Source organism: Methanovulcanius yangii (assembly GCF_018687785.1).
In the GTDB taxonomy this organism is placed as follows: Archaea; Halobacteriota; Methanomicrobia; order Methanomicrobiales; family Methanomicrobiaceae; genus Methanovulcanius; species Methanovulcanius yangii.
Genome location: NZ_LTBL01000001.1, coordinates 132,928 through 157,575, shown reverse-complemented (window position 1 = coordinate 157,575; position 24,648 = coordinate 132,928). Strand labels below are relative to the sequence as shown.

Below are 24,648 nucleotides of genomic sequence, written 5' to 3'. Positions count from 1 at the left end.
CCAAATTTACCATTTCCATTTATTGTATTTAATTATTTTTAATACAAATATTGGCAATTTAATAGATTTACATTTCTGATACCAATCTCCAGGGATTTACAAAAAATCAATTCCAGCAGCAACTGCTCAGTAACCAGCGCCAGATCAAATCCACAAAACCTTTCACGGTCTTTCCCATCATACTATTATTCAGCACGCAGGGGACCGCATGGCACGAAAAAAATCGAACGGTGATAAAAAATCGAATAGCGGCGCAATAATCGGATTCGAGGCGAAACTCTGGGAAGCTGCGGACAAACTCCGGTCCAACATGGATGCAGCGGAGTACAAGCACGTCGTCCTTGGCCTGATCTTCCTAAAATACATCTCCGATTCGTTCGAGGAACGCTATACACACATCAAGCGGGAAGTATCCAACCCGAAGAGCGAGTGGTACGTCGCAGAACCCGACCAGCAGTATGCAGTCCTCGAAGACCCCGATGAATACCTTGCCGAAAATGTCTTCTGGGTTCCCAGGGTCTCACGATGGTCCTACCTTCAGGCACATGCAAAGTCCCCCAAGATCGGTGTCCTCATCGACGATGCGATGGTCGAGATCGAAAAGTGCAACCCTATCCTGAAAGGTGTGCTCCCAAAGGACTTCGGGCGGGCGAGCCTCGATAAACAGCGGCTCGGCGAGCTGGTGGACCTCGTCGGGGGCATCACCGTCGGGGATAAGGAAAGCCGTTCCAAGGATGTCCTCGGCCGTGTATACGAATATTTCCTCTCCCAGTTTGCCAGTGCGGAAGGCAAGAAGGGCGGTCAGTTCTACACCCCGCGATGTGTTGTCAGGATTCTTGTTGCGATGCTTGCCCCTTACCACGGCCGGGTCTATGATCCCGCCTGTGGGTCCGGCGGTATGTTTGTCCAGAGCGAGGAGTTCGTGGAGGCCCATGGCGGACGCAAAAACGATATCAGCGTCTACGGGCAGGAGTCCAATTCGACGACCTGGCGGCTTGCGAAGATGAACCTCGCCATCCGGGGCATCGAAGGCAACCTCGGCGACCATGCAGCAGACAGTTTCGCAAATGATCTCCACAAGGATCTGAAAGCGGACTATATCCTCGTCAATCCCCCCTTCAACATGAAGGACTGGGGGAGCGAGAAGCTCCGGCAGGACGTCCGGTGGAAATACGGCATTCCCCCCAAGAACAACGCCAACTTCGCCTGGATGCAGCACTTCATCCACCATCTCGCCCCCACCGGGCAGGCAGGGGTGGTCCTCGCAAACGGCAGCATGTCCTCAAACACTTCCGGCGAAGGCGACATCCGCAGGAACATCGTCGAGGATGATCTGGTGGACTGCATGGTGGCACTGCCGGGCCAGCTCTTCTACTCGACCCAGATCCCCGCCTGCCTCTGGTTCCTCTCCCGCGACAAGAAGAACAACCGGTTCCGCAACAGACGACGCGAAATTCTCTTCATCGATGCCCGGACGATGGGCGTAATGGTGGACCGCACCCACCGGGAACTGACCGATGAGGACATCGACCGCATCGCCGGGACCTACCATGCCTGGCGGGGCGATGATGGCGCCGGCGAGTATGAGGACGTACCCGGCTTCTGCAAGAGCGAGACGCTCGAAGAAGTGGCAAAGCACGGGTACGTACTCACGCCGGGTCGGTATGTCGGAGCGGAGATCGTCGAGGATGATGATGCCGAGCCGTTTGCGGAGAAGATGGAACGCTTGACGGCGGAGTTACGCAATCAAATTCTCAAGAGTCATGAGTTGGAAACAATTATTGAATCAAATTTGGGGGATTTAAATTACGACAAATAATTCTAATATTCTTGGAACTGGCCGAACTGGGGGCAGAATTGCGACAAAGGGTGTAATAGCAGGAAAGTATGCTTTATCTGTTGGATTGCCCGATCTTCCAACCCCACAAGGTTGGGAATGGACGGCATTAAGTGATATTGCTCAACTAGAAAGTGGGCATACTCCTAGCCGGAAGCATCCTGAATACTGGGATGGTGACATTCCTTGGATAGGTCTCAAGGATGCAATTGAACATCATGGAAAAGTAATATTCGATACATATCAACACGTTAGTGATCTTGGTTTAGCCAATTCCTCCGCACGTCTTCTCCCCCCAGATACGGTTTGTTTATCAAGAACGGCTTCTGTCGGTTATGTTGTCGTCATGGGGCGATCGATGGCTACAAGCCAAGATTTTGTGAATTGGGTTTGTGGCAAGAAAATTAATCCACACTTTTTAAAATATGTCTTGTTAGCAGAAAATGATGCACTCTTGCGCTTTGCAAGTGGCACAACCCATCAAACGATCTACTATCCTGAAGCAAAAGCCTTCCATGTTTGTCTCCCGCCACTCCCTCAGCAAAAATCTATTGTTCATATTCTAAAAGCCCTCGATGACAAGATAGAGCTAAACTGTCGGATGAACGAGACCCTCGAAGCAATAGCGCAGGCCATCTTCACATCATGGTTCGTGGACTTCGATCCGGTGCGGGCGAAGGCTGAAGGACGGCAGCCGGAGGGCATGGACGAGGAGACGGCGGCGCTGTTTCCGGATGGGTTTGAGGTAGTTGATGGGAGAGAGGTGCCAAAGGGGTGGACAGTAGAATCTTTGGATTGTAATATTGAATTTATGAATGGTTTGGCCTGTCAAAAGTATCCCCCTATAGATGAACTGGATTCATTGCCGGTGATAAAAATTCGTGAGCTTAATAACGGAATTACCTCAAATACGGATAAAGCATCAAAATCGGTGCCATTAAAATATTTGATCAAAAATGGTGACATTCTATTTTCATGGTCTGGGAGTCTTCAAATATGCATTTGGTCCTATGGTGAAGGTATACTCAATCAACATTTGTTCAAAGTTTCATCAGAACTATATCCAAAATGGTTCTGCTATCTCTGGACTCATCATTTTTTGGAAGATTTCAGATCCATTGCTGCAGATAAAGCTACGACTATGGGCCATATAAAAAGACACAATCTTAGAGACGCAAAAATCATCGTTCCACCAATGGAGCTCTTCAGTGAAATTGACCAAATATTATCGCCATTAATCGAAATGCAAATTAACAATGCTATCCATTCCCGCACCCTCGCCGAAATTCGCGATCAAATCCTCCCAAAGCTTATCTCTGGAGAAATCAGAGTGAAAGTAGCGTAAGATGAGGATTATTCGGTGATGGCAACATGACAGGGAGGCGGACTGCACTTTATTATCCAAATTCAATTATTACAAATAAAAGTTGGATCAGACAATCAATACTATTTTGGGATGAGATTGGTTCAATTATTCCTGAAAACGTCTGGGAGGAACATATCTATTTTGAACTTGAAAATGAGGACATTAATATATTACATGAAGAGAAAGCATTCCGTCCATTTCATCCAGAAAAATTGCGATCAAGAGGTGGCTCTGTTCTCCAAGATAAATTTTATTCGGAATTCTTTGATAGGTTGGATTGCTACAACGAGCTCTTTGATCTCTCAGCAAATGGCTCATATGTCCCAGTATATGAATCAAAGGAGATGCATGGAAAGATATTCCCCGAATTAGAAAAGAGAAACCTTTTGCAAAAAAAATTAGGGGGAAATATTTCGGTATCTGAGAGTGGGAAACCAGTGATTTTCATTGAAGAGAATACCGCAGATATCTACATGTCATTGCTTGCGGAATATTTAGCAACTAATGATTCGAAAATCACCATACCTCTTACTGATAATGAAACCAGTCTGAATCATGCTTATGCGAAAATTGATGAATCAGATAAACAGACCCGAGCAAAAATTATTTATGAAAATATTCTGCCCATTCCAAAAGATGAGGTAGACATCCATCAAATCCTTGATTTTAAAAAAGGATATCAATCTGACCTAATTAAATTCCGTCAATACCTTGACACTATTGCCATAGAAGCAACATCATTCAGCACTCCAAAAGAGGTAATTGACTTTTCAATCAGACAGGAAGAAAAAATTGCTGAGGAAGTAAATTATCTTGAAGAATCAATGAAAGAATTAAAAATAGAGACCATATACGGATCAGCCCAAGCGATTTTAGATGTCAAACAAACTGAATGGTTGGGGATAATTGCGGGGTCTGGGGCATTTGCTACAGGTTCAGAAGAATATGCCCTTTTAGCTGGTATAGGCCTTTTAATTAGTGCTACTGTCAAAGTTGGCAATTATTTGTCAAAAAGGGATATTCAACGAAATGAGAAACTAAGAGATTCTCCTTATTCCTATCTCTATCAGATGAAACAACACGGCATTACATGTTGACTTATGACCCCCTACAAATTCACCGAATCCGAAGTCGAAGACGCGGCCCTCCAGTGGTTCTCGGACCTCGGGTACGATGTCGTCTCCGGGCCTGAGATTGCTCCGGGGGAGCCTGCGGCGGAGCGGGACGATTATCATCAGCCATTTCTTCTCCGGCGGGTCCGGGACTCGCTCTATGCCATCAATCCCATGCTTACAGACGATGCCATCGATGAGGCGGTTCGAAAGCTCACCATTCCTCCGTCTCCGGCGCTCATCGAGAACAACCATGTCTTTCACCAATACCTGACCGACGGCATCCCCGTGGAGTACCGGGAGAACGGGGACGTCCGCCATGGGCTCGTCAGGGTGATCGATACTTCCGAGCCGGAGAGAAACGACTGGCTCGTCGTCAACCAGTATACGATGGTCGAGGGGGACCACAACCGGCGGCCCGATATCGTCGTCTTCGTAAACGGCATCCCCGTCGCCGTCCTCGAACTCAAAAACCCGGCCGACGAGAACGCCACCATATGGTCGGCCTATACCCAGTTGCAGACCTACAAGCAGCAGATATCATCGCTCTTCAACACCAACGAAGTGCTCGTCATCTCCGACGGCGTCCAGGCACGGGCCGGTTCCCTGACCGCCGACGAAGACCGGTTCATGGTCTGGCGGACCATCGACGGCGACGAGACCGCATCCTCCGTCATCCCCCAGCTCGAAGTTCTCCTCAAGGGCCTCTTTGCCAAAGACCGGTTCCTCGAGTACATGAGCGACTTCATCCTCTTCGAGAACACCGGGTCGACGCTCATCAAGAAGATCGCCGCGTACCACCAGTTCCACGCCGTCAAGGCGGCGGTCGAGAGCACCATCACGGCCTCCGCACCCGAAGGCGACAAGAAGGGCGGCGTCATCTGGCACACGCAGGGTTCCGGCAAGAGCCTCTCGATGGTCTTCTACGCCCGCCAGATCATCCTGCGCCGGGAGATGGAGAACCCCACCCTCGTCTTCCTCACCGACCAGAACGACCTCGACGGCCAGCTCTTCGAGACGTTCGGCCGCTGCCACGAACATATCCGCCAGACGCCCATTCAGGCAGAGAGCCGGGCGGACCTCCGCGAACTCCTCACGCGTGAATCCGGCGGCGTGATCTTCTCCACCATCCAGAAATTCTTCCCCGAAAAGGAGGAAGAAGATCATCCCCTCCTCTCCGACCGGCACAACATCGTCTTCATCGCCGACGAGGCACACCGGAGCCACTACGGCTTCACCCCGCACGTCAGCGAGACGACCGGATTCATCCGCTACGGGTTTGCCGAATACATCCGGCAGGCACTTCCGAATGCCTCCTCAATCGGGTTTACGGGCACACCTATCTCCCTCAAGGACCGCGACACCAAGGCGGTCTTCGGGGACTATATCAGCATCTACGATGTTATCCAGGCAAACGAGGACGGCGTGACGGTTCCCATCTACTACGAAGGCCGCCATGCCAAACTCGAACTCCCCGATGAGGAAAAGCCCCTCCTCGACAGCACCTTCGAAGAGGTGACGGAGAACGAAGAGGAGGACGTCAGAAACAAACTCAAGACAAAATGGGGCCAGCTCGAAGCGGTGGTCGGGGCAGAACACCGGATCGACATCATCGCGGAGGACATCGTCAACCACTTTGAAAAGCGCCTCGAAACTCTCGACGGCAAGGCGATGATCGTCTGCATGAGCAGGCGCATCTGCGTCGAGATGTATGATGCCATCACCCGCCTCCGGCCCGACTGGGACAGCGACGACGACATGACAGGGGCCATCAAGGTCGTCATGTCCGGTTCGGCCTCCGACAAGGAGGAGTGGCAGAGGCACTTCCGGTCGAAACGTCAACGGGACAAAGTACGAGCTCGATATGTCGATGTTGCGGACCCGTTGAAGATCGTCATCGTCCGCGACATGTGGATCACCGGGTTCGACGCTCCCTGCATGCACACGATGTACGTCGACAAACCGATGCAGGGCCACACCCTCATGCAGACCATTGCACGGGTCAACCGGGTCTTCCGTGACAAGCCAGGTGGCCTCATCGTCGATTACCTCGGCATTGCGCCAAAACTCAAGGAAGCCATCGCAGAATACACCGACGAGAACAAGAAGCACAAGGGACTGAGTGTCGAGGAGCAGGAAGAGGCCGTCTCGCTCATGCTGGAAAAATACGAGATTTGCTGCGACATGCTGCACGGCTTCGACTGGTCGGCATGGCACACCGGCGATCCCGGCAGACGCCTGTCGCTCATCCCCGCCGCAATGGAGCACGTCCTCTCCCAAAAGGATGGAAAGTCGCGGTACCTCGATGCGGTAACGCAACTCTCCACCGCATTCTCGCTCTGCGTCCCCCATGAAGAGACCGAACGAATACGGACCGATGTGGCTTTTTTGCAGACGGTCAAGGCATCGATTGCAAAGACCACATCTAAGACGAGAAAGTCACAGGGAGAACTCGACCATGCTGTCCAGCAGCTCGTCTCGGAAGCCATCACGCCCGAAGGGATCGTTGATATCTTCCAGGCGGCGGGACTGAAAAAACCGGACATCTCCGTTCTTTCGGATGACTTCCTCGCGGAAGTGCGAGAGCTTCCGCAGAAGAATCTCGCCGTCGAACTCCTGCGTAAGCTGATCGATGACGAGATCAAAAACCGCCTGAGACGCAATGTAGTCCAGTCCAGAAAGTTTTCTGAGATGCTTGAGGAATCGGTGAGAAAATACCAGAACCGTTCGGTTGAAACAGCCATCATCATTGAAGAGCTGATCAAGACGGCACAGGATGTTCGCGACACCGTCAAGCGGGGAGAAGATCTCGGCCTCTCCGATGCAGAGATCGCCTTCTATGACGCACTTGCAGAGAACGAAAGTGCACGCCAGGTCATGGAGGACGAAATCCTGAGAATGATTGCCTCAGAACTTGTCGTGACCATACGAAACAACGTCACTATCGATTGGGCTGCCAAGGAGAGCGTCCGGGCAAAGATGCGGGTGATGGTCAAGAGGATTCTGAGAAAATATGGCTATCCACCCGACATGCAGGAACAGGCCACCAAGACCGTTCTGGAACAGGCCGAAAAGATCTGTGGTGCTGTTGCGATATGATTAATCTGAAAATTCATTGCCGGAAAATGACATCGAAATTAGAGAGATAAGGAGAAGGTTAGGATTCATGAACATCGAATAATTGCATTTGCATATATTTGCTAGCTTTCCATGGCCCCTTACGATATTGATCCACCAATTTTACGAATTTATCATCAGCAACTATTTCCAATTCTTTCCGGGAAATATTATCAACATATTCAATAATATTAAAATCATACTTATCTTTTGTACGATCTACTTCCCTATTGATAAATATCATAATCTTATTCCGAGCTTCGCTCAAATTATTCGAGGAAGAGTTCTCCCAAATCTCTTTCAGACCATTAACGGATTTAGTTGAGATTTTATCAAATTCCTTTTTATCAATGGATTTATCATGCCATCTATCCGTTGCAAAACTTAGAATTTTAATAATGTCCTCAATAACTTGGACTGTACCTTTCTCTATACCATTTTTTGCCGCTGACTTGCCTAAATCTTTCAGGCACCAAACTACTCTAACCGATGGATATTCTCGTTCAACTTTAGAGAATGCGTCGCCTCTTGAAAAATAGTGGATATTTTTCTTTACACATTCAATCCCAACATGTGACAAATACAGTGAATTACGAATTATTGCGCTTTCAAGTTTATTTTCACCTGCAATCTGACCGATTTCCCGGAGAGCTTTAGCAATGTCAACAGGATAGTGGGATAGTTTGTTTTCATCCGCATGGATGATATCAATCGGATATTGATCAGGTCGATATGCATCTCTCTTCTTTGTATTAGACTCTTCTATAGCACATAATGCAATTTTATTTAGGATTTTTTCAAAGTAAATTGTGGCACCTTCTAATTGGCAACTAGCCGCAGTTATCCCGGCATCCTTCATTTTCCAAATAATTCTTCCAGGTAAATCTTTTGTGTATCCTTTCTTGGAATCAAGTTTCATTTTACATGATGACCAACCAATTTTTCCGATACAGTCAACAGAATTAATCGCAATTTGTTCATAATTTCGGTGTGAGGCAATTTGACTAATTGCACTTATTGACTGAGTGGCGTTTATTGAGGCATTCAAGAAATTTTTTCTTACCTCTTCCGAGTCCATCTCAGCGGTGTCAACCTTCTGTGAAATGCAAATGTTTTCCTCAATTGCCACATCGATTTCTTTTTTCAAGAGTGTAAATTTGTATTCACCATATTCCGTATGATCCAAACGAGCTGTACTTGTATCAGATTCTGATAAATTTCCAACGGCTATACATCCACAGAAATAGAGGCCTTTTAAGGCTTCGAGTGTAGCTCTGCCCAGCCCGGCTTCAACAGAAGCTATCCCGATATCAGATATTGAATTAATAACTGGATCTATTTGGTAAGACTGAATTAATGACCGTTCGGACCGAGGTTGGTTAATATGTAATTTTAAAAAATTCAAATGCTGATTAATTATCCTAATAGCAATATCTTCGTCTTTCTGTCCAATTGCATCACGTCCAAACCTGGAGAGGCGAGTTGTATACAATTTAGAAATTTGTTCCCAATCACAGGGATTTATATTCTGATTTTCTTTTAATTCATCAATTGTTTGAGAAATGCATTGTAATCCAGTGTTTACTGCATGAAAATCTGATTTTTGGATCGACGGGTGAATTACATCGGCAAACTGTTGCAACAAAGAACCTAATTCTTCAAAAATCCTCTTTTTATTAGATATTAGATTATTCGCTTTTTTTATCGAACAAATAATATTTTCAGGTTTTGATTCGTTGAAAATATAATATATTGATAATGCCACCATTCCAATAGAAAATATCGCCATTATTATCAAAAAATAAATCAAGAGTGTCCCGGTAAAAATAGAATACAAAGATTCATAAAAATGATTTTTGTCTAATATTGCACTGGAAATTGTTTCATTATATAATGCAATACTACTATCTCCGGGAAATAAGGTACCTATAGCTATAGCATTGCATACGGAAGAAATCAGTAGTATAACAATTGGGCCCATTAAAAATGGTGATTTGAAAAAAAAGCCAATCTTTCTCAAAGAATAGTTCGATGCAGTTAATTTTACGACAAGGACAGTAAGGGATAAAAATATTGTTACAATACATAATTGAAAGCCGAATATACTTTTCAGTATCTCAAGAGTTAGAGGTGTCAAAGGAAGTAAGAGATATGAGATGACAAGTGATGTTGGAAATAATATTATCATCATTAATAATATTATGGAATAATTGTTTTGGAGATCTATCTCTTTACAAAAATTCCTTTTATTTCTTTCTGGATCCGAGGAAATTTCTTTCGAAATATCCTTTTCTCCAGAAGATGAATTATTAATTGAAGTTGTCATATGAACCCACCCATCAAAGTAAAATAATTAACATGAGTATTTATGCCTTTTTAAAACGCGCAAAAAATTAACTAATTATATCTAAATACTAAAAAAACAGCTCGAATTTTAAATTGAAGGTGTATAATAAATTAATTAGGAAATAAAATAATAAGTAGAAAATAATTAATCCGTTTTCAGCCGAGGCCCGAGTCCTTTGATCTGTCAACCTTAATCCTGAAGAGGGTGCCCTCGAGCTTCATTCGCGTACTGGTCACCCATGAACAGCACATGTGCTGCAACGGTGTACATGAAGGTCAATTTCCAGCCACACTCATCACCCCGCTTACAGCGTTCGCCCGCGACGTGGTTCTCGCTGCCCTAGAGTTCCCGGAGACCCGGACGGCGGTGGGCAGAACTCCGGAATTTCTTCTTCCCCGTTTATGGCAGGCAGCCCCGTCCCGGGCATGGTACTCCCGGAAAAAGCCCGAAGAAAAGAATGAGGGGCGTTCCTTATGTATTGCACCCCAGGTGCGGCTTAATTATCATTGGATGATAAGGAAATCATATCAATAGGTGTGGTGACAACATAAACCAGAAGAATCTCTATATTGCGATCGTCGTGGTGGTGGCGATCGCCGTTGTTATTGGTCTGTGGCTCTCCGGGGCCGGACAAACCGGGCCGCTATCCGGAGATGTAAGTTATTATTGCTGCAGCGAGTTTCCGGAACTGAAGGCATATTGCTACATCGGGGTGATTCCGACGGATATCTGGGGCACTCTCAAGACGTCCAGCGGAGCACCACTCCCAAACCAGGTCTTAGAGGTCTGGTACTATGAGAAGTCGAGTGAGACGTGGCATTACTGGTTTTCCACGACAACTGGTGCCGATGGCTCATTTAAGGCAAATAAGGCCACCGTTTCCTTCTATGACCCCATGGTAGTCTATAAAGGATGTGAATATAATGGAATCCCGTATTGTGACAAATCGGTCATCTGCACCCACCAATCAGGGACTAAGTTGTGACAATAATTGCATAATCTCCTCAGGGATGGGCATAGAGGAAAGCGCTCACGCTTCCTTTTTCCCTTCTTTTTCGTTGCACATATGCCGCGATGCACTCCATGTATGAAACCAGCACATCCCTTTGCACCATATCCCATCCGATATCCCCCGATTCTTTTTCGATGGGAAATGAGTCGGTTCCCTTCTCCCCGGGTGCGGCTTTATTATCGTTGGATGATAAGGAAATCATATCAATTGGTGTGGTGACAACTTGAACCAGAAGAATCTCTACATTGTGATCATTATGGTGGCGGCGATCGCCGTTGTGATCGGCCTGTGGCTCTCCGGGGCCGGGCAAACCGGGCCGCTCGCAGGCTGTACCGACTGCGCCGTCGGCCCACAATACACCACCCTGACACTGGAGGTGTGGGTGAACAATGAGTATGTGAGCAGTGGGCCTGAGCGCGAAATTATCTTTCGGGGAACTCTTCTCGCGGGTGACTCTCCCGTTTCTGATCGGACGGTGACCATCAGCACCGAAGGAAGTACCGTAGCAACGGTCACGACTTTTGCGGGGAGATTCGAAGCCAGTTATGCAGAAACCGGCGGCAGCCATCCCTATGTCGCGACCTTCGCAGGTGATAGTCAGTACCTGCCATCAGAGTCCGGCACAGTATCATCGCCGGTGCAACCATTCGTCTGATGGAATGGATGCTCCCCCGTTGCATACCACCGATGTAGTACAGTTACGAGACTCCGTTCCGGTAGCCGCCATCGTAGACTACCATGGGACAATAGGAGAGAGCCTCCCCCTCCACTTTTCCAAACCTGCCACCTGAAACGAGAGGTTATTGGTGCTGGTACGGGCCCCGCCCTCTGTCCAGCACCCCGCCCATCAGAGCAGGCTCACGAAGAAATAATACTTGATTGGGAGGCTTGATACTTCTCGTCACCCGCAAAGACCGCGTAATATGCGCTTGGGCTATACTCGCCATATATGACATCGAATGCGCCATTGGTCCCTGTCGTTACCGTTTTTACGCTATACGGGGGATTGGCATTTTTCATGATGGTCACGGTTCGACCCGGGACAGGGGCCCCGCTCGAATCGGTCAGTGTTCCGGAGAACTGAATGGCACGTTCCATCATACCATCCTCTTTTTCCTGAAGCACCGTCACCCCCAGCGTGACAAAGGTCCTGACAGGGGTTGGTGGTGTCGGCCCCGCCGTGGGGATTGCCACATCACCCGAAAGGGACCCCGTCTGCCCGGCCCCGGAGAGCCACAGACCAATCACGATGACGAAGGCCGCCACCACAACGATCGCAATAGAGAGATTCTTCTGGTTCATGGTGTCACCAAACTAAATGCATTACGGTAGTGCGTCCTTCAAATAAGCATATCCCCTGACCTGAAATGATGGGGCACTATTTTTATCCGGCTATGCTCTACAGATTATCATGCAACTCCCCGTGGATCGGCGATACCCTGAGACAGTCTTCCGTGGCATTCTCGTGGTGCTGCTTGTGGTCTCGCTCGGCCTGCTCGGAGGCGTGGCGGTGGTGGGCGGGGATCTGACCGGATTCTTCAACGAGATCAGCAACGCGACCCAGCTCGTGGCCAGTATGGCCGCGGCGGGTGTGGCCGCCTGGACCTACCTCCGCCGTACCCCGAACCTGCTTCTCGCACACGGGGCTTTTGCCGGGGCGACATGGACCCTCGGCAATGCGTTCTGGTATGCCTATTTCATCCTGATCGGGGGAGGCCTGAACTACCCGACCGTCGCGGATCTCGGGTTTGTCGGGGCCTTTCTCTTCCTGATCGCCGGGTACCTGGAAGGGATGCCACGCAGTTCCCTCCCATGGTGGCATGCAGCACTGATCGCGGTGCCCCTCTTCGTTTTCGGTCTTGGGTTCGTGTATCTGCTCGGGGTGAACGCGAAGACCCTGACTACGCTCGTCATCCTTGTCCTCGCTGTTATCCTCCTGTCAGAGGCGATTCTCCGTTCGGCTCACCGGTTCCCGGTGCTGTTCGGCGGCACCATCGTCTTCTCTCTCGCACATATACTCTACGCACTCCGTTCCACCCTGCCGGACCCCCCGTGGCCCCTGAACGCGGCCGGCTCAATGGCCGCGATCGCGTTCTCGCTCCTTGCCCTCGCGTACCTCGGGTATGGAAAGGAGGAGGAGCCATGATCCTCGAGTTCTACCTGGCGGCCTCGCTGCCGCTGTTCTTCCTCCTGATCTTCCTTGAGGGCGGGCAGCGGAGGATCCTCGCGTTCCTGATCTGGGGTCTGTCGGCGGCGGTGATCTCCTATTACGTCATTCATGCGCTCTCCCTTACCCTTGCGGCAGGCACGGTTCTCACCGACGTATCGATTGCTCCGGTGGTCGAGGAGTTCGTCAAAGCCCTGCCGCTATTCGTCCTTCTGCTGGCCTTCGGGCAACGGTACTCCAAGGAGCTGCTCGTGCTCGCAATGGCGTCAGGATTCGGATTCGCAATCCTGGAGAACTACGTATATATCTCGACCTTCATGCTCGGCGGCGTGGGGGCAGTTGCATATGCGGTGGTCCGGGGGATCACGACCTCGGTCATGCACGGGTGCATGACGGCGATCATCGGGTACGGGATCTTCCTGACCTATGGCTTCTCGAGACGGTCACTGCCATCGATCCTCTTCGGGCTGTACACGGTCGCGGTGATAATCCACGCCCTCTACAACCTGATGGTCGGGCATACAGAGTCCGGCAGGATATTTGCGATCGGCCTTCCGCTCCTCCTCTTTGTGCTTCTGCTCATCGCCTACAACCGGGATTCCATCTGGCCGAAACAGACCCGGTCAGAGGACTGAATCGGACGGGGATCCGTAAGAAGGATGAGTTCGAAGAGCCTGCTTTCCAAGTAATCAGGTGGAGAGGCGGCCATGAAATATGGGGCCGGTGCTCACATCTCCATTGTCTGGAGTACGGCCCTGCTCCCTCCCTCGCTTCCGCTCGCTTCGGGACAGGGGGCCTGCCGTGGCACTCCATGTCCGGGATCTCTGTCGCTCCCGACCACCTCATCCTGCGGATTCGGCGTCCGGCAGCTCGAACGGGGGGTTGACCCCTCCGTGTCACTACTCTGCAGTCACGCTCCGGCGGCGGGCCTCTGTAGGAATACTTGAAAAAAGTGAATAATTATTTGGCGCGGATTGCGTCCACACCGCTGTAATACATCCCGTCGCTGAGCGTTCCAAGGACGGAGATTTCATTCTCTCCTTCTGTCAGGAACTCTTCGAGGATCTGCCGATCGAACTTGACCATCAGGTCGGGGATGGCATCCTCATCGTAATCGCCCACCGTGTTCGGCTCGATGGCGGGGAGATCGACATACTGGCCATTTACTGTAACGAGCCGGACGGGCCCCTCGCCGAAGTCATCCGCACCATATTCGGGAGGCAGCTCTATATAGGCGGTGACAACATTGCCCTTGCTTCCCAGTTTGATCACATCGGGGTCAAGATCCACGGTCGCAACGAGTTCGGTCGCGATCTCGGTCTCGTCGATGATGCCGTCGTTGCCGATGTCATGCTCCACTTTTAGATAGGTGTTTTCTAGGTCGTCCCAGTTGTCGGGAATAATCTTCGCCGATGAGTCGGGGCCAAGGGTGGTGAGGAAGGGGTTTTCGAAGGTTCCGGCATTGGAGCCGACCTGTTCGAGAATGAGGGTGTATTCCCTCTCAGTCCCGGTGTTGGTGAGAGTTATGTTCTGGAGATCTTCTTCGAAGGCGAGCCCGGCAGCGTCCCCAGTTTTCAAGGAAAATCCATTTATTGCTGCCATTCTGCCAAACTCATCAGTTTCTTTCACAAAATTTAGTTCGAGCGAATCAGTTCCCTGACCTGAAATAAATTCAGCATATGAACCGTCCGGAGGAACCACAAGTTCATCAACAGAGATAGGTGTAACCGATATGTTAGCCGTGACCAATGTGTTTGGTCGAATTATCGACACACTCCCGACACCATAATCTGTTCCAACAATTTCCCTTTTTAGGTCTAAATCACCGATGTAATAGGTTTCAGGGTATTGAGAACTATCTCCTGTAATGGTGACTTTGTACGCTCCCGGAATTTCGCTCACCCACTCGCCGTTGTAGTATCCAAGGTGATCACCGTCACTGCTTGTAAAAAATAATCTTATCATCGATGATACACTATCCCAAAATGGAATATCCGAGTCCTGTTTGATAGTAGAAAGACGAACCAAGGTAACAACATCGATATTAATTAATGAAAATTCGTATTTCTGTCCGTTAAAATAGTAATCATAGCCAGTTTGTAACGAATTCGTATTTTGATCAAATTCTACCCAAAATTCATAATCAGCATAGTCTTTTAAAGGATAATTGCTGTCATAAACATAGACTTTAGCAACATTGTTATCTTCAATTATTTTATATGGAACAATTGTGTGCCCATGTAAATCTTGACCATCAATCCACCAAATATCAAGAACAACGGGATCAGCAATCCAGGCATTTTTATTCCCCATCCTTGATTTTAATTCATTATAGACAGTAATACTCCCTTGATAGTAATCCCTATCATTTTGGCAGGCGCGATCCATTTGTTGAGGGTGGTAATATTCGATGAAATCCTCCACGGTTGATAGCGAGGTTGGAATTTTCTCATTTGCGAAAAATGACCATGATCTATCAAGATTAAGGGTTTCTGCTATCCCGGTATTCCATGCATACTCACCATCTTGAGAATTCTGGAACAAATCAAGTGAACTTGCCGATATACCGAAACAAGACCCACCGGTTGCACTATTTTTAAAATTTAAAGAATAGAATGCATTTGCTGTAATTGTTGGATTGCCATTCGAATAGGTGACCTCATCCTTTCCGTAGACTGCTTCAAATAAATTCCATGAAAGAGGGGATTTATCGAAATTATAGAATTGGTAGCCATGTTTTCCTAGAATGAACCCGGTGTCCAATTGCTGTGGATTCACTCCATTTATGGGTTTAAAGACCTGTATGCGATTATTTTCTGTATCACAAATATAGATATTACCACCATCATCAACAGCGATGCCTTTGGCACCCCAGAAATCACCATACTTTAATTTACTAACGAATGTCCCGTCAGAAGTAAATTTCTGGACACGTTGCTCAGAATGGTCAAGCACATAGACATAACCAGAACTGTCTACCGCAATGGCATTCGGAAACTTGAACTGCCCGTCATTGTACCCTTCTGTGCCCCATCTGGTCAATAAAGCCCCATTGGGGGCGAATTTCTGTATGCGATTATTTTCGGTATCGCAAATATAGATATTTCCATCATCGTCAACAGCGATGCCTTTGGCACCCCAGAAATCACCATACTTTAATTTACTAACGAATGTCCCGTCAGAAGTAAATTTCTGGACACGTTGCTCAGAATGGTCAAGCACATAGACATAACCAGAACTGTCTACCGCAATGGCATTCGGAAACTTGAACTGCCCGTCATTGTACCCTTCTGTGCCCCATCTGGTCAATAAAGCCCCATTGGGGGCGAATTTCTGTATGCGATTATTTTCGGTATCGCAAATATAGATATTTCCATCATCGTCAACAGCGATGCCTTTGGCACCCCAGAAATCACCATACTTTAATTTACTAACGAATGTCCCGTCAGAAGTAAATTTCTGGACACGTTGCTCAGAATGGTCAAGCACATAGACATAACCAGAACTGTCTACCGCAATGGCATTCGGAAACTTGAACTGCCCGTCATTGTACCCTTCTGTGCCCCACTTGGTGACAAATTCATAAGAACTTCCGGGATAGGTTCCGAAGTCGACAGCTATTGCTTGTCCACAAAGCATGCTCGGTATTAACAAAAATAAGCCTAGACTTACCCATACTATTTTTCCCCTTCTTCTAAATTTCATACCCATCAACCTCAATTGCACTCTTGAAAATTCACCACCCTCCGGTCACCTACGGATATGCCTGCGCACAAAAAACGACGAGACTATGTAGGGCAAGCCCCCCTTGACCCTGCGCTTCGAAAAGCTCTCGTATAAGTGTAGATGCTGTCGTTTGGTGGATATTATCCGACTTTTTGGTTAACACTGACTGGGATGAACTCCATCAATGCAATGTAAGTGATCCTGATTGACTTCGTATTTAAGAAAATCGATTCATCCCTCAATGTCCGCGAAGGCATTATATGGCAGATTCCGTCGGTAAGAATCCATGAACCTCATACCATCAGTCGTCACCCCCATCTTCCAGATCAGTACCTGAAAAAACAGTAAGGTAATATATACCACAGCACCCCACCCCTCCTATCGACCCAGGGAGTGTCAAAAGATGAACATATGGAACAGTGTGGTGGCGGTTGCATTTCTGTGTGCCGTGATCGGGAGCGCCGTATGTCCGTGTGCCGGAGCCGTAGCCGGAACCGGAGCAGCACCAGCCCCCGATGCATCATCATCACCATCATCACCACCCACCGTACAGAGTGACAAGTTAAACGGCCTTCCGATGGCGGACCTCATCGGGGGTCCGCTCTCGGCGGTGGTCAGGGCGCAGGAGAGAATGGCTGCCACGACGACCGCGTTTCTGGAGAGTGCCGATCTCGAAGAGTTCGCGGACGGCCCGCTGGACATGAGTATGACGCTGCAGCAGACGCTGTAGGGCCATAAGAAGAGAAGTCCGGGGCAGGCCGCAGGCGCCGTAGGACGGGGTACTGGTGACGGTTGTGTCGATCGTCATGAACACCTATCCCAATCCTGATTCAATAGCTGCTGGCATGCCCGGATTTCATGCCACGGCAACCTGCATGGGGGCAATAGCGGTTGAATTATTTTATCATGGCATTCCTGCTGGTCAGGGGAACCAACATCACTGATGTCTGAATTCCGGCACAACCATTCTCAGATAGCAGAAACCGTGGACCTGCATATGACAACCGCCTTATTTCTGCCCGGCAATTCTCTTACCATGGACAACACCGGGATTGAGAGGATGCTGGCCTTTGTTGAAACCTTCTTCAGACAGTCAGGATCACATGGTCTTGATCACACGCTCCGTGTCACCCGCCTCTGCGCAGAGATTGGAAAAGCAGAAGGGGCAGATATGCAGATCCTCATTCCTGCCGCTCTCTTTCACGATGTTGCCCGTCCGCTGGAAAAGGAAACCGGCATTCCACACGAACAGGAAGGCGCACGGATTGCAGCAGAATATCTCAGGTCACATGGCTGCGATGAACGCCGCATCCGGGCAATCGTCCATGCAATACGCGCCCACCGGTACAGCACCGGCACCACACCGCAAACCACGGAGGCAAAGGTCCTCTCCGACGCCGACAAACTCGATGCCATGGGGGCGGTCGGGATTGCACGGACCTTTATGCAGGCCGGAGAACACGGTGACGGTATTGAAGATGCCACGTCGCATATCCATGAAAAACTGCTCAAACTCAGAGAACTGATGTACACAGACACCGCAAAAGAGATCGCCGAAGAACGGCATGCCCTGCTGCAACGGTTTGCCGACGCACTTAGGACAGAATTGAACGATGGGCCTCTCAGTTCTGTAAACGAAACGCTTTCATGTGCATATTCAGCGGAGAAGACTCTTAAAAAAGACTGGGATTCAAAAGAAGAAGATGAGGCCTGGAAGAATTTGTAAAAGGTGATGTCTTCGTCGTTCCTTTCCCTTTTTCAGACCAGGATATCCAATAAATAAACATCTCTTGAAAAATCCTCAGAGATAGGCCTTCAGTCTCCAGATAAGGTAGAGCGGAATCTCCAGAACCTCGCCGTATCCATCCGAATGTCTTGCAATAGTATTGAGACTGGACCTGACAGCAATACGCGGGCGGTATTTTTTTCTGTACTCCGTAAGGCTTCTTGAACGAGTCCTTCTTGCTGATTTGACTTCGATCGGAACGACATCAACACCTTCCTGTATGATATAATCAACCTCGGCAGTCCCGCCGGATTTCCAGAAAAAGGGTCTTTGGAAATCGTTTGCAATCAGTTCTGTCAACACGAAATTTTCCGTTAGAATCCCCCGCATGTCGGCGGTCAGTGAAGAGGTGTCAAAAACGACATCTGCCGGAAATTTGCTCATCCTGCGTAACAGTCCTACATCCGAGAAATAGATCTTGAAGTAGGTAATGTCCGCATAGGTCGTCACCGGAATATAGGGCCGCTCGATCTTTTCGACCTTGTAGATGAGCCCTGCCGAGATAAGCCATTGGAGGGAATCTTCCAAATCGCGGGCACGCATTCCCTTCTTTACATGGGAGAATATGAATTTCTGATTGTCCTTTGCAAGCTGTGCAGGGATTGCATTCCAAATAAGGGTAAGTTTTGGAAATTCGGAAACAGACGCATATTTCACGAAATCCTTTTCATAATTGCCAAGAATCTCGCTTTGTATTGTTTCTACAAGCCCGATGTCGCGATTTTGTATCCATGAGCTGACAACCTCCGGCATCCCTCCCGTAATCAGGTATTCACGATATGCTTCTTCCAGTTTGGCGGTAAATGCAGCGGATATCTCTTCATCCGGGGATAGATTATTCAGGTACTCGTACAGGAGTTCTTCATCCTTTGCCAGGAGAAATTCCGGAAAATTTAGGGGATGCATCTTTAGCATCTGCACCTTGCCGACCGGAAATGAGACATTCTTTCCCATCTGTGCAATAGCCACTCCCAACAGGGAACCGGCGGCAGCAACGTGGAGTTCGGGCAGGTTTTCGCAGAAATATTTGAGAGAGGTTATCGCACGAGGGCAGATCTGAATTTCATCTAATACGAGGAAGGTTGTTCCGGGCCGGATGGATGTATTCCTCAGAATGCCAAGGTCTTTGATAATTCTTGATACATTCAGGTCGCCTTCAAATATCTTTTGCAATCGGTCATCATATTCGAAGTTGAAATAAGCGATATCCTTGAATTCTGACTCGCCAAAATGCTTTAATATCCAGGTTTTCCCGCATTGGCGAATTCCTTCAATAATCACCGGTTTACGATCTCCACTCTCTTTCCATTTGAGTAAAGTATCGTACATGAACCGTTTCATAAAATGACATTTGCTCATTTAAGTATATATTATGTGTGCCCAGTACACATTTTTACAACTTATTTTGTGGGAAATGTACACATTTTCCTAACTTAATATCGGAAGGACGTGCGATCATGAGATGTCATCTCCGCATGCAGCAGAAATTCCAGCAGGCAGCGGAGACGACAACGTACCCCCTCTGTTTCTTTTCCCAAGTACATTACAGGATTATCTTAGCATCAACAGTTATATCCGAAACTTCACAATCATCACATTACATGAAAATAATTCAGTTCCTCCCGGTTGGTATCATACTAGCTGCATTGCTCCTGAGTGCCGGGTGCACCGGTCCGTCTTCCCCCGACGCCGGTACCGACAACGGGACGGCGCTCCCTTCGGTCACTCCAACAGATACCTCTACGGATGCCTCTGCGAATACGCCTGTGGATACGCCTGCGAATATCTCTGCGGCTGCATGCTCATTCGAGCACCTGACCGGGAGAACCGACACACACCTCTCCATGGGGGATTCGTGCTATTTTGAGACCCATACTCCGGTTGAATTTCTCAATGACCTGCGCATGCACCCCAATGAACCGGTCATGGTGCTTGATGTACCGGAGGGCTGGATAACGCATGAGGATGCAGAGCTCCTGATGCATGAGATCGATTCCGAAGAGCCCGCCGCTCCCGTCGTATCGCCGATAAGTTCGTACTGCCCGGAGAACCAGACCTCCACGGTAGGAAATGAAGCGCTATTCCTGCTGGAAGGATACCGGGCCGGGAAATATCCGCCCGCGCTCTGTTCCCTGTATTATTTCAATCCGAACAGGACCGGGATGGCACTATGGTGGAATACCACGGGACAATGGGAATGAGGGACCACCCCCCCTGACAACAGCTTCGATATCCCGGGGATCACTGAATCCCAACCTTTTTTCCCTCGCACAGGAGAAACAACGGCCCCAGTCATTTCAAAATGATACGGTATTTGTCCAGAAGTCCCAGCACACCGGGATAGGTGAAGACGGCCCCGCCGACGGAGTTTCCTTCGGGGTCGATCGAGTAATTTTCCGAGGTGGCAAAATCAGCACCGGTGAGGTTGTTCCGGACAAAAACGGCACGGGACAGATCACAGCCGGAGAACACTGCTCCGCTCATATCCGACTCGCTAACACTCGCGTCCTGTATGCTGCATTCTTCAAACCTGCTCTTCCTGGGATCGTTTTTGAAAAATACCGCATACTCCAGCCGGCACCGGGTGAAGGTCACGGAAAACAGAAAATCATTGCAGACGCCGAAGTCGATGCCCGTCATCTTGCAGCCGATGAATGCAACATTCTTCAAGCCGGTGCCAGTCAGGACGGCCGTGCTCAGGTTGCAGTCGATGAACCGGCAGTCGGTGAAGACAGTGCCCGACAGATCACTGCCCGAAAACGTACAGTCCCGGAAGGTGCATGACTCAAATTCCATGCCGCGAAATTCCGCATCCGCATAGTCCAGTGATTCGAATGTCCGGTCAACGTAGGATGATTCGTCCATCGGTTTCATGGCAGTGCCCCTATGTTGAAACCGTGGTCACTTCTTACTCTTATACACGTTCAGCCCGACCTTGACCTCCTCGGCACCGGGTACGGCGATGTTGCCCTCCGTCGAGGCGATGGTGATGGACTTGCCGGACTTCGACGGGCCGAAATCCTTCGATATATCAATCTTCATCGTGAGGATGGTGCCCTCAAGCTTCATTTCGATGTTTTTCATGCCAGAAGAGTGGTGTGCCATGGGGATGAGGGTTTCTATTGGGTGACGCCGTCAAAAAAGCCGATACAGACTGATCATTAGGCGGCATCCTCTTGTTCTTTGGAAACTCAGGGAACTATCATATGGCGGTATCGGACGAATTTCTTGATTATATTCTTGATCAGGTGTCAGCGTGGGGCGGCGTCACCGTACGAAAAATGTTCGGCGGTGCCGGGCTCTATCGTGACGGTTTGATGTTTGGCCTTGTAGCTGATGATGTTCTCTATCTGAAGGTTGATGACACAACACGGGACAAATATGTGGCGGCAGGGTCCGCACCATTCAAACCGTACCCAAACAAACCGCCAATGTCGTCCTACTACGAGATACCCCCGGACATCCTGGAAAACCCGGAGGAATTGATCGAATGGGCGCATGAGTCGCTCTCCGTTCAAAAGAAACGGACCTGACTGTCCCGGTACCAAAGTGACAGAGGCACTTGCCAAGGCCGACAACGACACTGCCTTAAATGAATAAAATAATATAAATACAACCAGACCTAGGCCTGGCGAGGTAACTGCATGGCAATGAGTAAAAAACAAATGGAGAAGCAGAACAAAGCGAAGAAGGCCAAGGCAGAAGAGCTTGAGAAGCAGGCGGCCGGAGGTAGTGACGCCGCCAAGAAGAAGCTCAAGAAGCTCAACAAAAAGATCAAGTGAGCTGACGGGAATTTCCAGCTATTTTTTTATTTTTGATCACACGGGGAGTTTACTCACACTTCCAATGATGGGTGATAGTTGAAGCATCACCGGATTACCATTATTCCGGATATTCCTCATCTGTCACGGGTTCCATCCATTCGACATCCCCTTGTTGCACGTTCGTGCTTATGGCAATATGAGAAAACCAGCTGTCAGCCGCTGCACCGTGCCAGTGCCTGACATCCGGCGGGATCTGCACGACATCGCCTTTGTTGAGCAGCCGTGCCGTCTTCCCTTCTTCCTGGTAATAGCCAGTGCCTGCTGTGACAAGCAGGATCTGGCCACCGGGGTGCCTGTGCCAGTTGTTTCGTACACCGGGTTCAAATGTTACGTTGAATATCGGGCAGTTCCATGCGCTGTCGGGGGCCACGAGGACGCCGAGCCATGCCGGTCCCCTGAAATATTCATTCTCAATCTTCTCTCCAACAGGGAATATGATACGCTCTTCGAATTGTTGTGGAATTGTCATTGGTATCGCCTTACCTTCGATCATCAAACGTTCAACTTTTTCTTCCTTTCAAACCGGTTCCCCGGATTTACCCGATTCTTTCAATGGGAACGGGATAATCCGCCCACCATACCAGGGTATCTTTTATCCATGGATGATGGGGGATTCCCGGTGTTTGATTTGTTTCGCCGCGTTGTGATCGACCGATCACTCACAGGGAAACAAAAAAAGTACGTCTTCCGCCTTTCATCCACGGGCAAGTGTTCACATTTCGGTTCGTTGGAACTCCGATATTCCAGTATTCACCCTACATCGTTGCGAAGAATGATGCCAGTTTGTCAAACGGGATCATGTCGGTCCGGTCGTACAGGTCGATATGTCGTGCTCCCGGAACAATGAAGAGTTCCTTGGGTTCTGCAGCCATTTCATACGCATCTTCACTGAAATACCTCGAGTGGGCATTCTCACCGATGATGAACAGGACCTGCCGTGGCGAAATGGTTTCGATGTAGTTCATCAGCGGGAAATTCATGAATGCCATGCTGCTCGTCATGGTGAATACCGCTCCTGCATTCGGATGATGGCCGCGTTTCATGCCATAGTATTCAAAGAATTCACTGGTGATGGGGTCCAGTCCTTCCGGAATGGAACCCGCGGGTTCACTCGGGAATCCATCGGGCAGCGCCGGACTGCCATTTTCAACGTCGTTCCATCTCTGCTCGCCAAGCTGAACCAACGTTTGGGCACGCTCTTCATCAGTCATCGAGTCTTCCCATCCCTTTCGTATCATCCTGCTCATATCATACATGCTTGCAGTGGCAACGGCCTTGATACGCGGGTCGACCTGAGCTGCAGTGATGGAAAATGCTCCGCTTCCGCAGATACCGATCGCTCCGATCTTTTCTCTGTCTACGAACGGGCGCGTACCCAGAAAGTCCACTCCTGCGCTGAAGTCTTCGACGAATATATCCGGAGAGGAGACGTGCCGTGGTTCTCCACCGCTTTCTCCGTTATACGATTCGTCGAACGCAATGGCAACGAATCCCCGTTCTGCCATGTTCTGTGCGTAAATACCGGCGCCCTGCTCTTTTACCCCACCGTATGGTGTTCCGATGACAAGTGCCGGATATTGCTTCGACGTGTCGATATCCTTTGACAGGTACATGTCCGCCGCAACGGTAATTCCGTACCTGTTCGTATAGGATACTTGTTCAACCGTTACCTTTTCACTGAGCTCAAAGGTTTTTTTACCCGCTTCTCTTGTATGTTCAATTCCTGACATTTTCATATCTCCACTACATTCGAATGATTTTCACTACCATGGGTGCCGGGGGGTACCGGGTTGCTGTGCCATCCCCTCTCCCGGAGCCAGAGGCGTACCAGTTCATCGGCATCATGTACCCTGCTGCCCCGGATGGCGAGGCCCTCCGGAACGGTGGACCGCGGGCAAAGGCCCTGTATATCCGCTTCACTTCGCCCGAGACCGCTTCCCTCGTGCGTACAGAACGGAACAATGGTTTTGCCCGAAAGATCATACGCAGACAAAAACGATGCAACCGGGCGGGGAATCGTACCCCACCAGTTGGGATACCCGATGAACATTACATCGTAGGAGTCCATGTCTGCAACTTTCGTCTTCAGTTCAGGCAGGAACTCCCGGTCAAGCTCCAAGCGTGCCTGCCCAACGACTGCATTATACTCACGGGGGTACTGATCGACCGGATCAATCTCAAAGACATCCCCGTCGGCAATATCGTGTATCTGGTGTGCAAGTACACGCGTGTTGCCGGAATGCGAGAAGTATGCCACAAGTGTCGATCTGTCTGTCATTAATCTCATTCTCCAGGGGGTCTTTCGACACCCGAATTCGTTAAGTATATATTTGGAACAAACAAATTATATAGTA

Annotated in this window: 21 protein-coding genes; 12 read left to right on the top strand and 9 right to left on the bottom strand. The window is 49.1% G+C overall.

The features are described from left to right. Positions 1 to 208 precede the first annotated feature (208 nt). From AZH53_RS00815 to AZH53_RS00800, 4 genes are all read left to right on the top strand, one after another. Positions 209 to 1,819: a class I SAM-dependent DNA methyltransferase gene (locus tag AZH53_RS00815; RefSeq protein WP_319641660.1), complete on the top strand. Its 1,611-nt coding sequence runs from the start codon at positions 209 to 211 to the stop codon at positions 1,817 to 1,819. An 85-nt stretch (positions 1,820 to 1,904) separates the two neighbouring features. Then, positions 1,905 to 3,182 carry a restriction endonuclease subunit S gene (locus tag AZH53_RS00810; protein ID WP_319641659.1) on the top strand — a complete coding sequence of 426 codons (1,278 nt, stop codon included), beginning with the start codon at positions 1,905 to 1,907 and terminating at the stop codon, positions 3,180 to 3,182. Between the two features lie 26 nt (positions 3,183 to 3,208). Next, complete coding sequence (locus AZH53_RS00805; protein WP_319641658.1) at positions 3,209 to 4,300, top strand: DUF6236 family protein; 1,092 nt, start codon at positions 3,209 to 3,211, stop codon at positions 4,298 to 4,300. A 3-nt stretch (positions 4,301 to 4,303) separates the two neighbouring features. Beyond that, positions 4,304 to 7,414 (top strand): type I restriction endonuclease subunit R, encoded by a 3,111-nt coding sequence (locus AZH53_RS00800; protein ID WP_319641657.1) that lies wholly within the window; start codon positions 4,304 to 4,306, stop codon positions 7,412 to 7,414. 58 nt (positions 7,415 to 7,472) lie between these two features. Here AZH53_RS00800 and AZH53_RS00795 read toward each other — a convergent pair whose 3' ends face one another. Continuing rightward, on the bottom strand, positions 7,473 to 9,758 hold the full coding sequence (locus tag AZH53_RS00795; RefSeq protein WP_319641656.1) for a hypothetical protein: 2,286 nt from the start codon (positions 9,756 to 9,758) through the stop codon (positions 7,473 to 7,475). Between the two features lie 1,256 nt (positions 9,759 to 11,014). On the opposite strand from AZH53_RS00795, the gene AZH53_RS00790 reads away from it, so the two are divergent. Beyond that, positions 11,015 to 11,446 (top strand): Ig-like domain-containing protein, encoded by a 432-nt coding sequence (locus AZH53_RS00790; RefSeq protein ID WP_319641655.1) that lies wholly within the window; start codon positions 11,015 to 11,017, stop codon positions 11,444 to 11,446. A gap of 203 nt (positions 11,447 to 11,649) precedes the next feature. Here AZH53_RS00790 and AZH53_RS00785 read toward each other — a convergent pair whose 3' ends face one another. Next, entirely contained in the window at positions 11,650 to 12,093 is a 444-nt protein-coding gene (locus AZH53_RS00785; RefSeq protein WP_319641654.1) for a carboxypeptidase-like regulatory domain-containing protein, read from the bottom strand. 109 nt (positions 12,094 to 12,202) lie between these two features. Here AZH53_RS00785 and AZH53_RS00780 point away from each other — a divergent pair, with 109 nt between their 5' ends. Continuing rightward, complete coding sequence (locus AZH53_RS00780) at positions 12,203 to 12,937, top strand: hypothetical protein (RefSeq protein ID WP_319641653.1); 735 nt, start codon at positions 12,203 to 12,205, stop codon at positions 12,935 to 12,937. Then, the gene (locus tag AZH53_RS00775) at positions 12,934 to 13,593 is read left to right on the top strand and encodes a PrsW family glutamic-type intramembrane protease (RefSeq protein ID WP_319641652.1); all 660 of its coding nucleotides are present in this window, start codon (positions 12,934 to 12,936) and stop codon (positions 13,591 to 13,593) included. The genes AZH53_RS00780 and AZH53_RS00775 overlap by 4 nt, the downstream gene beginning before the upstream one ends. A 325-nt stretch (positions 13,594 to 13,918) precedes the next feature. Here the strand turns inward: AZH53_RS00775 and AZH53_RS00770 are convergent, their stop codons facing one another. Then, positions 13,919 to 16,663, bottom strand: coding sequence for an NHL repeat-containing protein (locus tag AZH53_RS00770; protein WP_319641651.1), 2,745 nt, complete (start codon positions 16,661 to 16,663; stop codon positions 13,919 to 13,921). 424 nt (positions 16,664 to 17,087) lie between these two features. Between AZH53_RS00770 and AZH53_RS00765 the strand changes: the two genes are divergently transcribed. Together AZH53_RS00765 and AZH53_RS00760 are read left to right on the top strand one after the other, a co-directional pair. Continuing rightward, a complete protein-coding gene (locus AZH53_RS00765) occupies positions 17,088 to 17,414 on the top strand; it encodes a hypothetical protein (RefSeq protein ID WP_319641650.1) in 327 nt (108 codons plus the stop codon). A gap of 213 nt (positions 17,415 to 17,627) precedes the next feature. Then, positions 17,628 to 18,410 (top strand): HD domain-containing protein, encoded by a 783-nt coding sequence (locus AZH53_RS00760; RefSeq protein ID WP_406600363.1) that lies wholly within the window; start codon positions 17,628 to 17,630, stop codon positions 18,408 to 18,410. A gap of 75 nt (positions 18,411 to 18,485) precedes the next feature. On the opposite strand, the gene AZH53_RS00755 is transcribed toward AZH53_RS00760, so the two are convergent. Next, positions 18,486 to 19,799, bottom strand: a complete 1,314-nt coding sequence (locus tag AZH53_RS00755) for an ATP-binding protein (RefSeq protein ID WP_319641649.1) — start codon at positions 19,797 to 19,799, stop codon at positions 18,486 to 18,488. 272 nt (positions 19,800 to 20,071) lie between these two features. Between AZH53_RS00755 and AZH53_RS00750 the strand changes: the two genes are divergently transcribed. Next, positions 20,072 to 20,671, top strand: a complete 600-nt coding sequence (locus AZH53_RS00750) for a hypothetical protein (RefSeq protein WP_319641648.1) — start codon at positions 20,072 to 20,074, stop codon at positions 20,669 to 20,671. A 91-nt stretch (positions 20,672 to 20,762) separates the two neighbouring features. Here the strand turns inward: AZH53_RS00750 and AZH53_RS00745 are convergent, their stop codons facing one another. Beyond that, positions 20,763 to 21,344 carry a pentapeptide repeat-containing protein gene (locus AZH53_RS00745; protein WP_319641647.1) on the bottom strand — a complete coding sequence of 194 codons (582 nt, stop codon included), beginning with the start codon at positions 21,342 to 21,344 and terminating at the stop codon, positions 20,763 to 20,765. 27 nt (positions 21,345 to 21,371) lie between these two features. Next, a complete protein-coding gene (locus tag AZH53_RS00740; protein ID WP_319641646.1) occupies positions 21,372 to 21,554 on the bottom strand; it encodes a hypothetical protein in 183 nt (60 codons plus the stop codon). Between the two features lie 122 nt (positions 21,555 to 21,676). On the opposite strand from AZH53_RS00740, the gene AZH53_RS00735 reads away from it, so the two are divergent. Beyond that, positions 21,677 to 22,003, top strand: coding sequence for a TfoX/Sxy family protein (locus AZH53_RS00735; protein ID WP_319641645.1), 327 nt, complete (start codon positions 21,677 to 21,679; stop codon positions 22,001 to 22,003). 117 nt (positions 22,004 to 22,120) lie between these two features. Then, positions 22,121 to 22,252, top strand: a complete 132-nt coding sequence (locus tag AZH53_RS00730; RefSeq protein ID WP_319641644.1) for a hypothetical protein — start codon at positions 22,121 to 22,123, stop codon at positions 22,250 to 22,252. 100 nt (positions 22,253 to 22,352) lie between these two features. Here the strand turns inward: AZH53_RS00730 and AZH53_RS00725 are convergent, their stop codons facing one another. The 3 genes from AZH53_RS00725 to AZH53_RS00715 all read right to left on the bottom strand — a co-directional run bounded on the left by AZH53_RS00725 (position 22,353) and on the right by AZH53_RS00715 (position 24,572). Next, positions 22,353 to 22,763 carry a cupin domain-containing protein gene (locus tag AZH53_RS00725; RefSeq protein WP_319641643.1) on the bottom strand — a complete coding sequence of 137 codons (411 nt, stop codon included), beginning with the start codon at positions 22,761 to 22,763 and terminating at the stop codon, positions 22,353 to 22,355. 286 nt (positions 22,764 to 23,049) lie between these two features. After that, positions 23,050 to 24,024 carry an alpha/beta hydrolase gene (locus AZH53_RS00720; protein ID WP_319641642.1) on the bottom strand — a complete coding sequence of 325 codons (975 nt, stop codon included), beginning with the start codon at positions 24,022 to 24,024 and terminating at the stop codon, positions 23,050 to 23,052. A 2-nt stretch (positions 24,025 to 24,026) separates the two neighbouring features. Further along, a complete protein-coding gene (locus tag AZH53_RS00715) occupies positions 24,027 to 24,572 on the bottom strand; it encodes a flavodoxin (RefSeq protein ID WP_319641641.1) in 546 nt (181 codons plus the stop codon). Between the last annotated feature and the right edge of the window lie 76 nt (positions 24,573 to 24,648).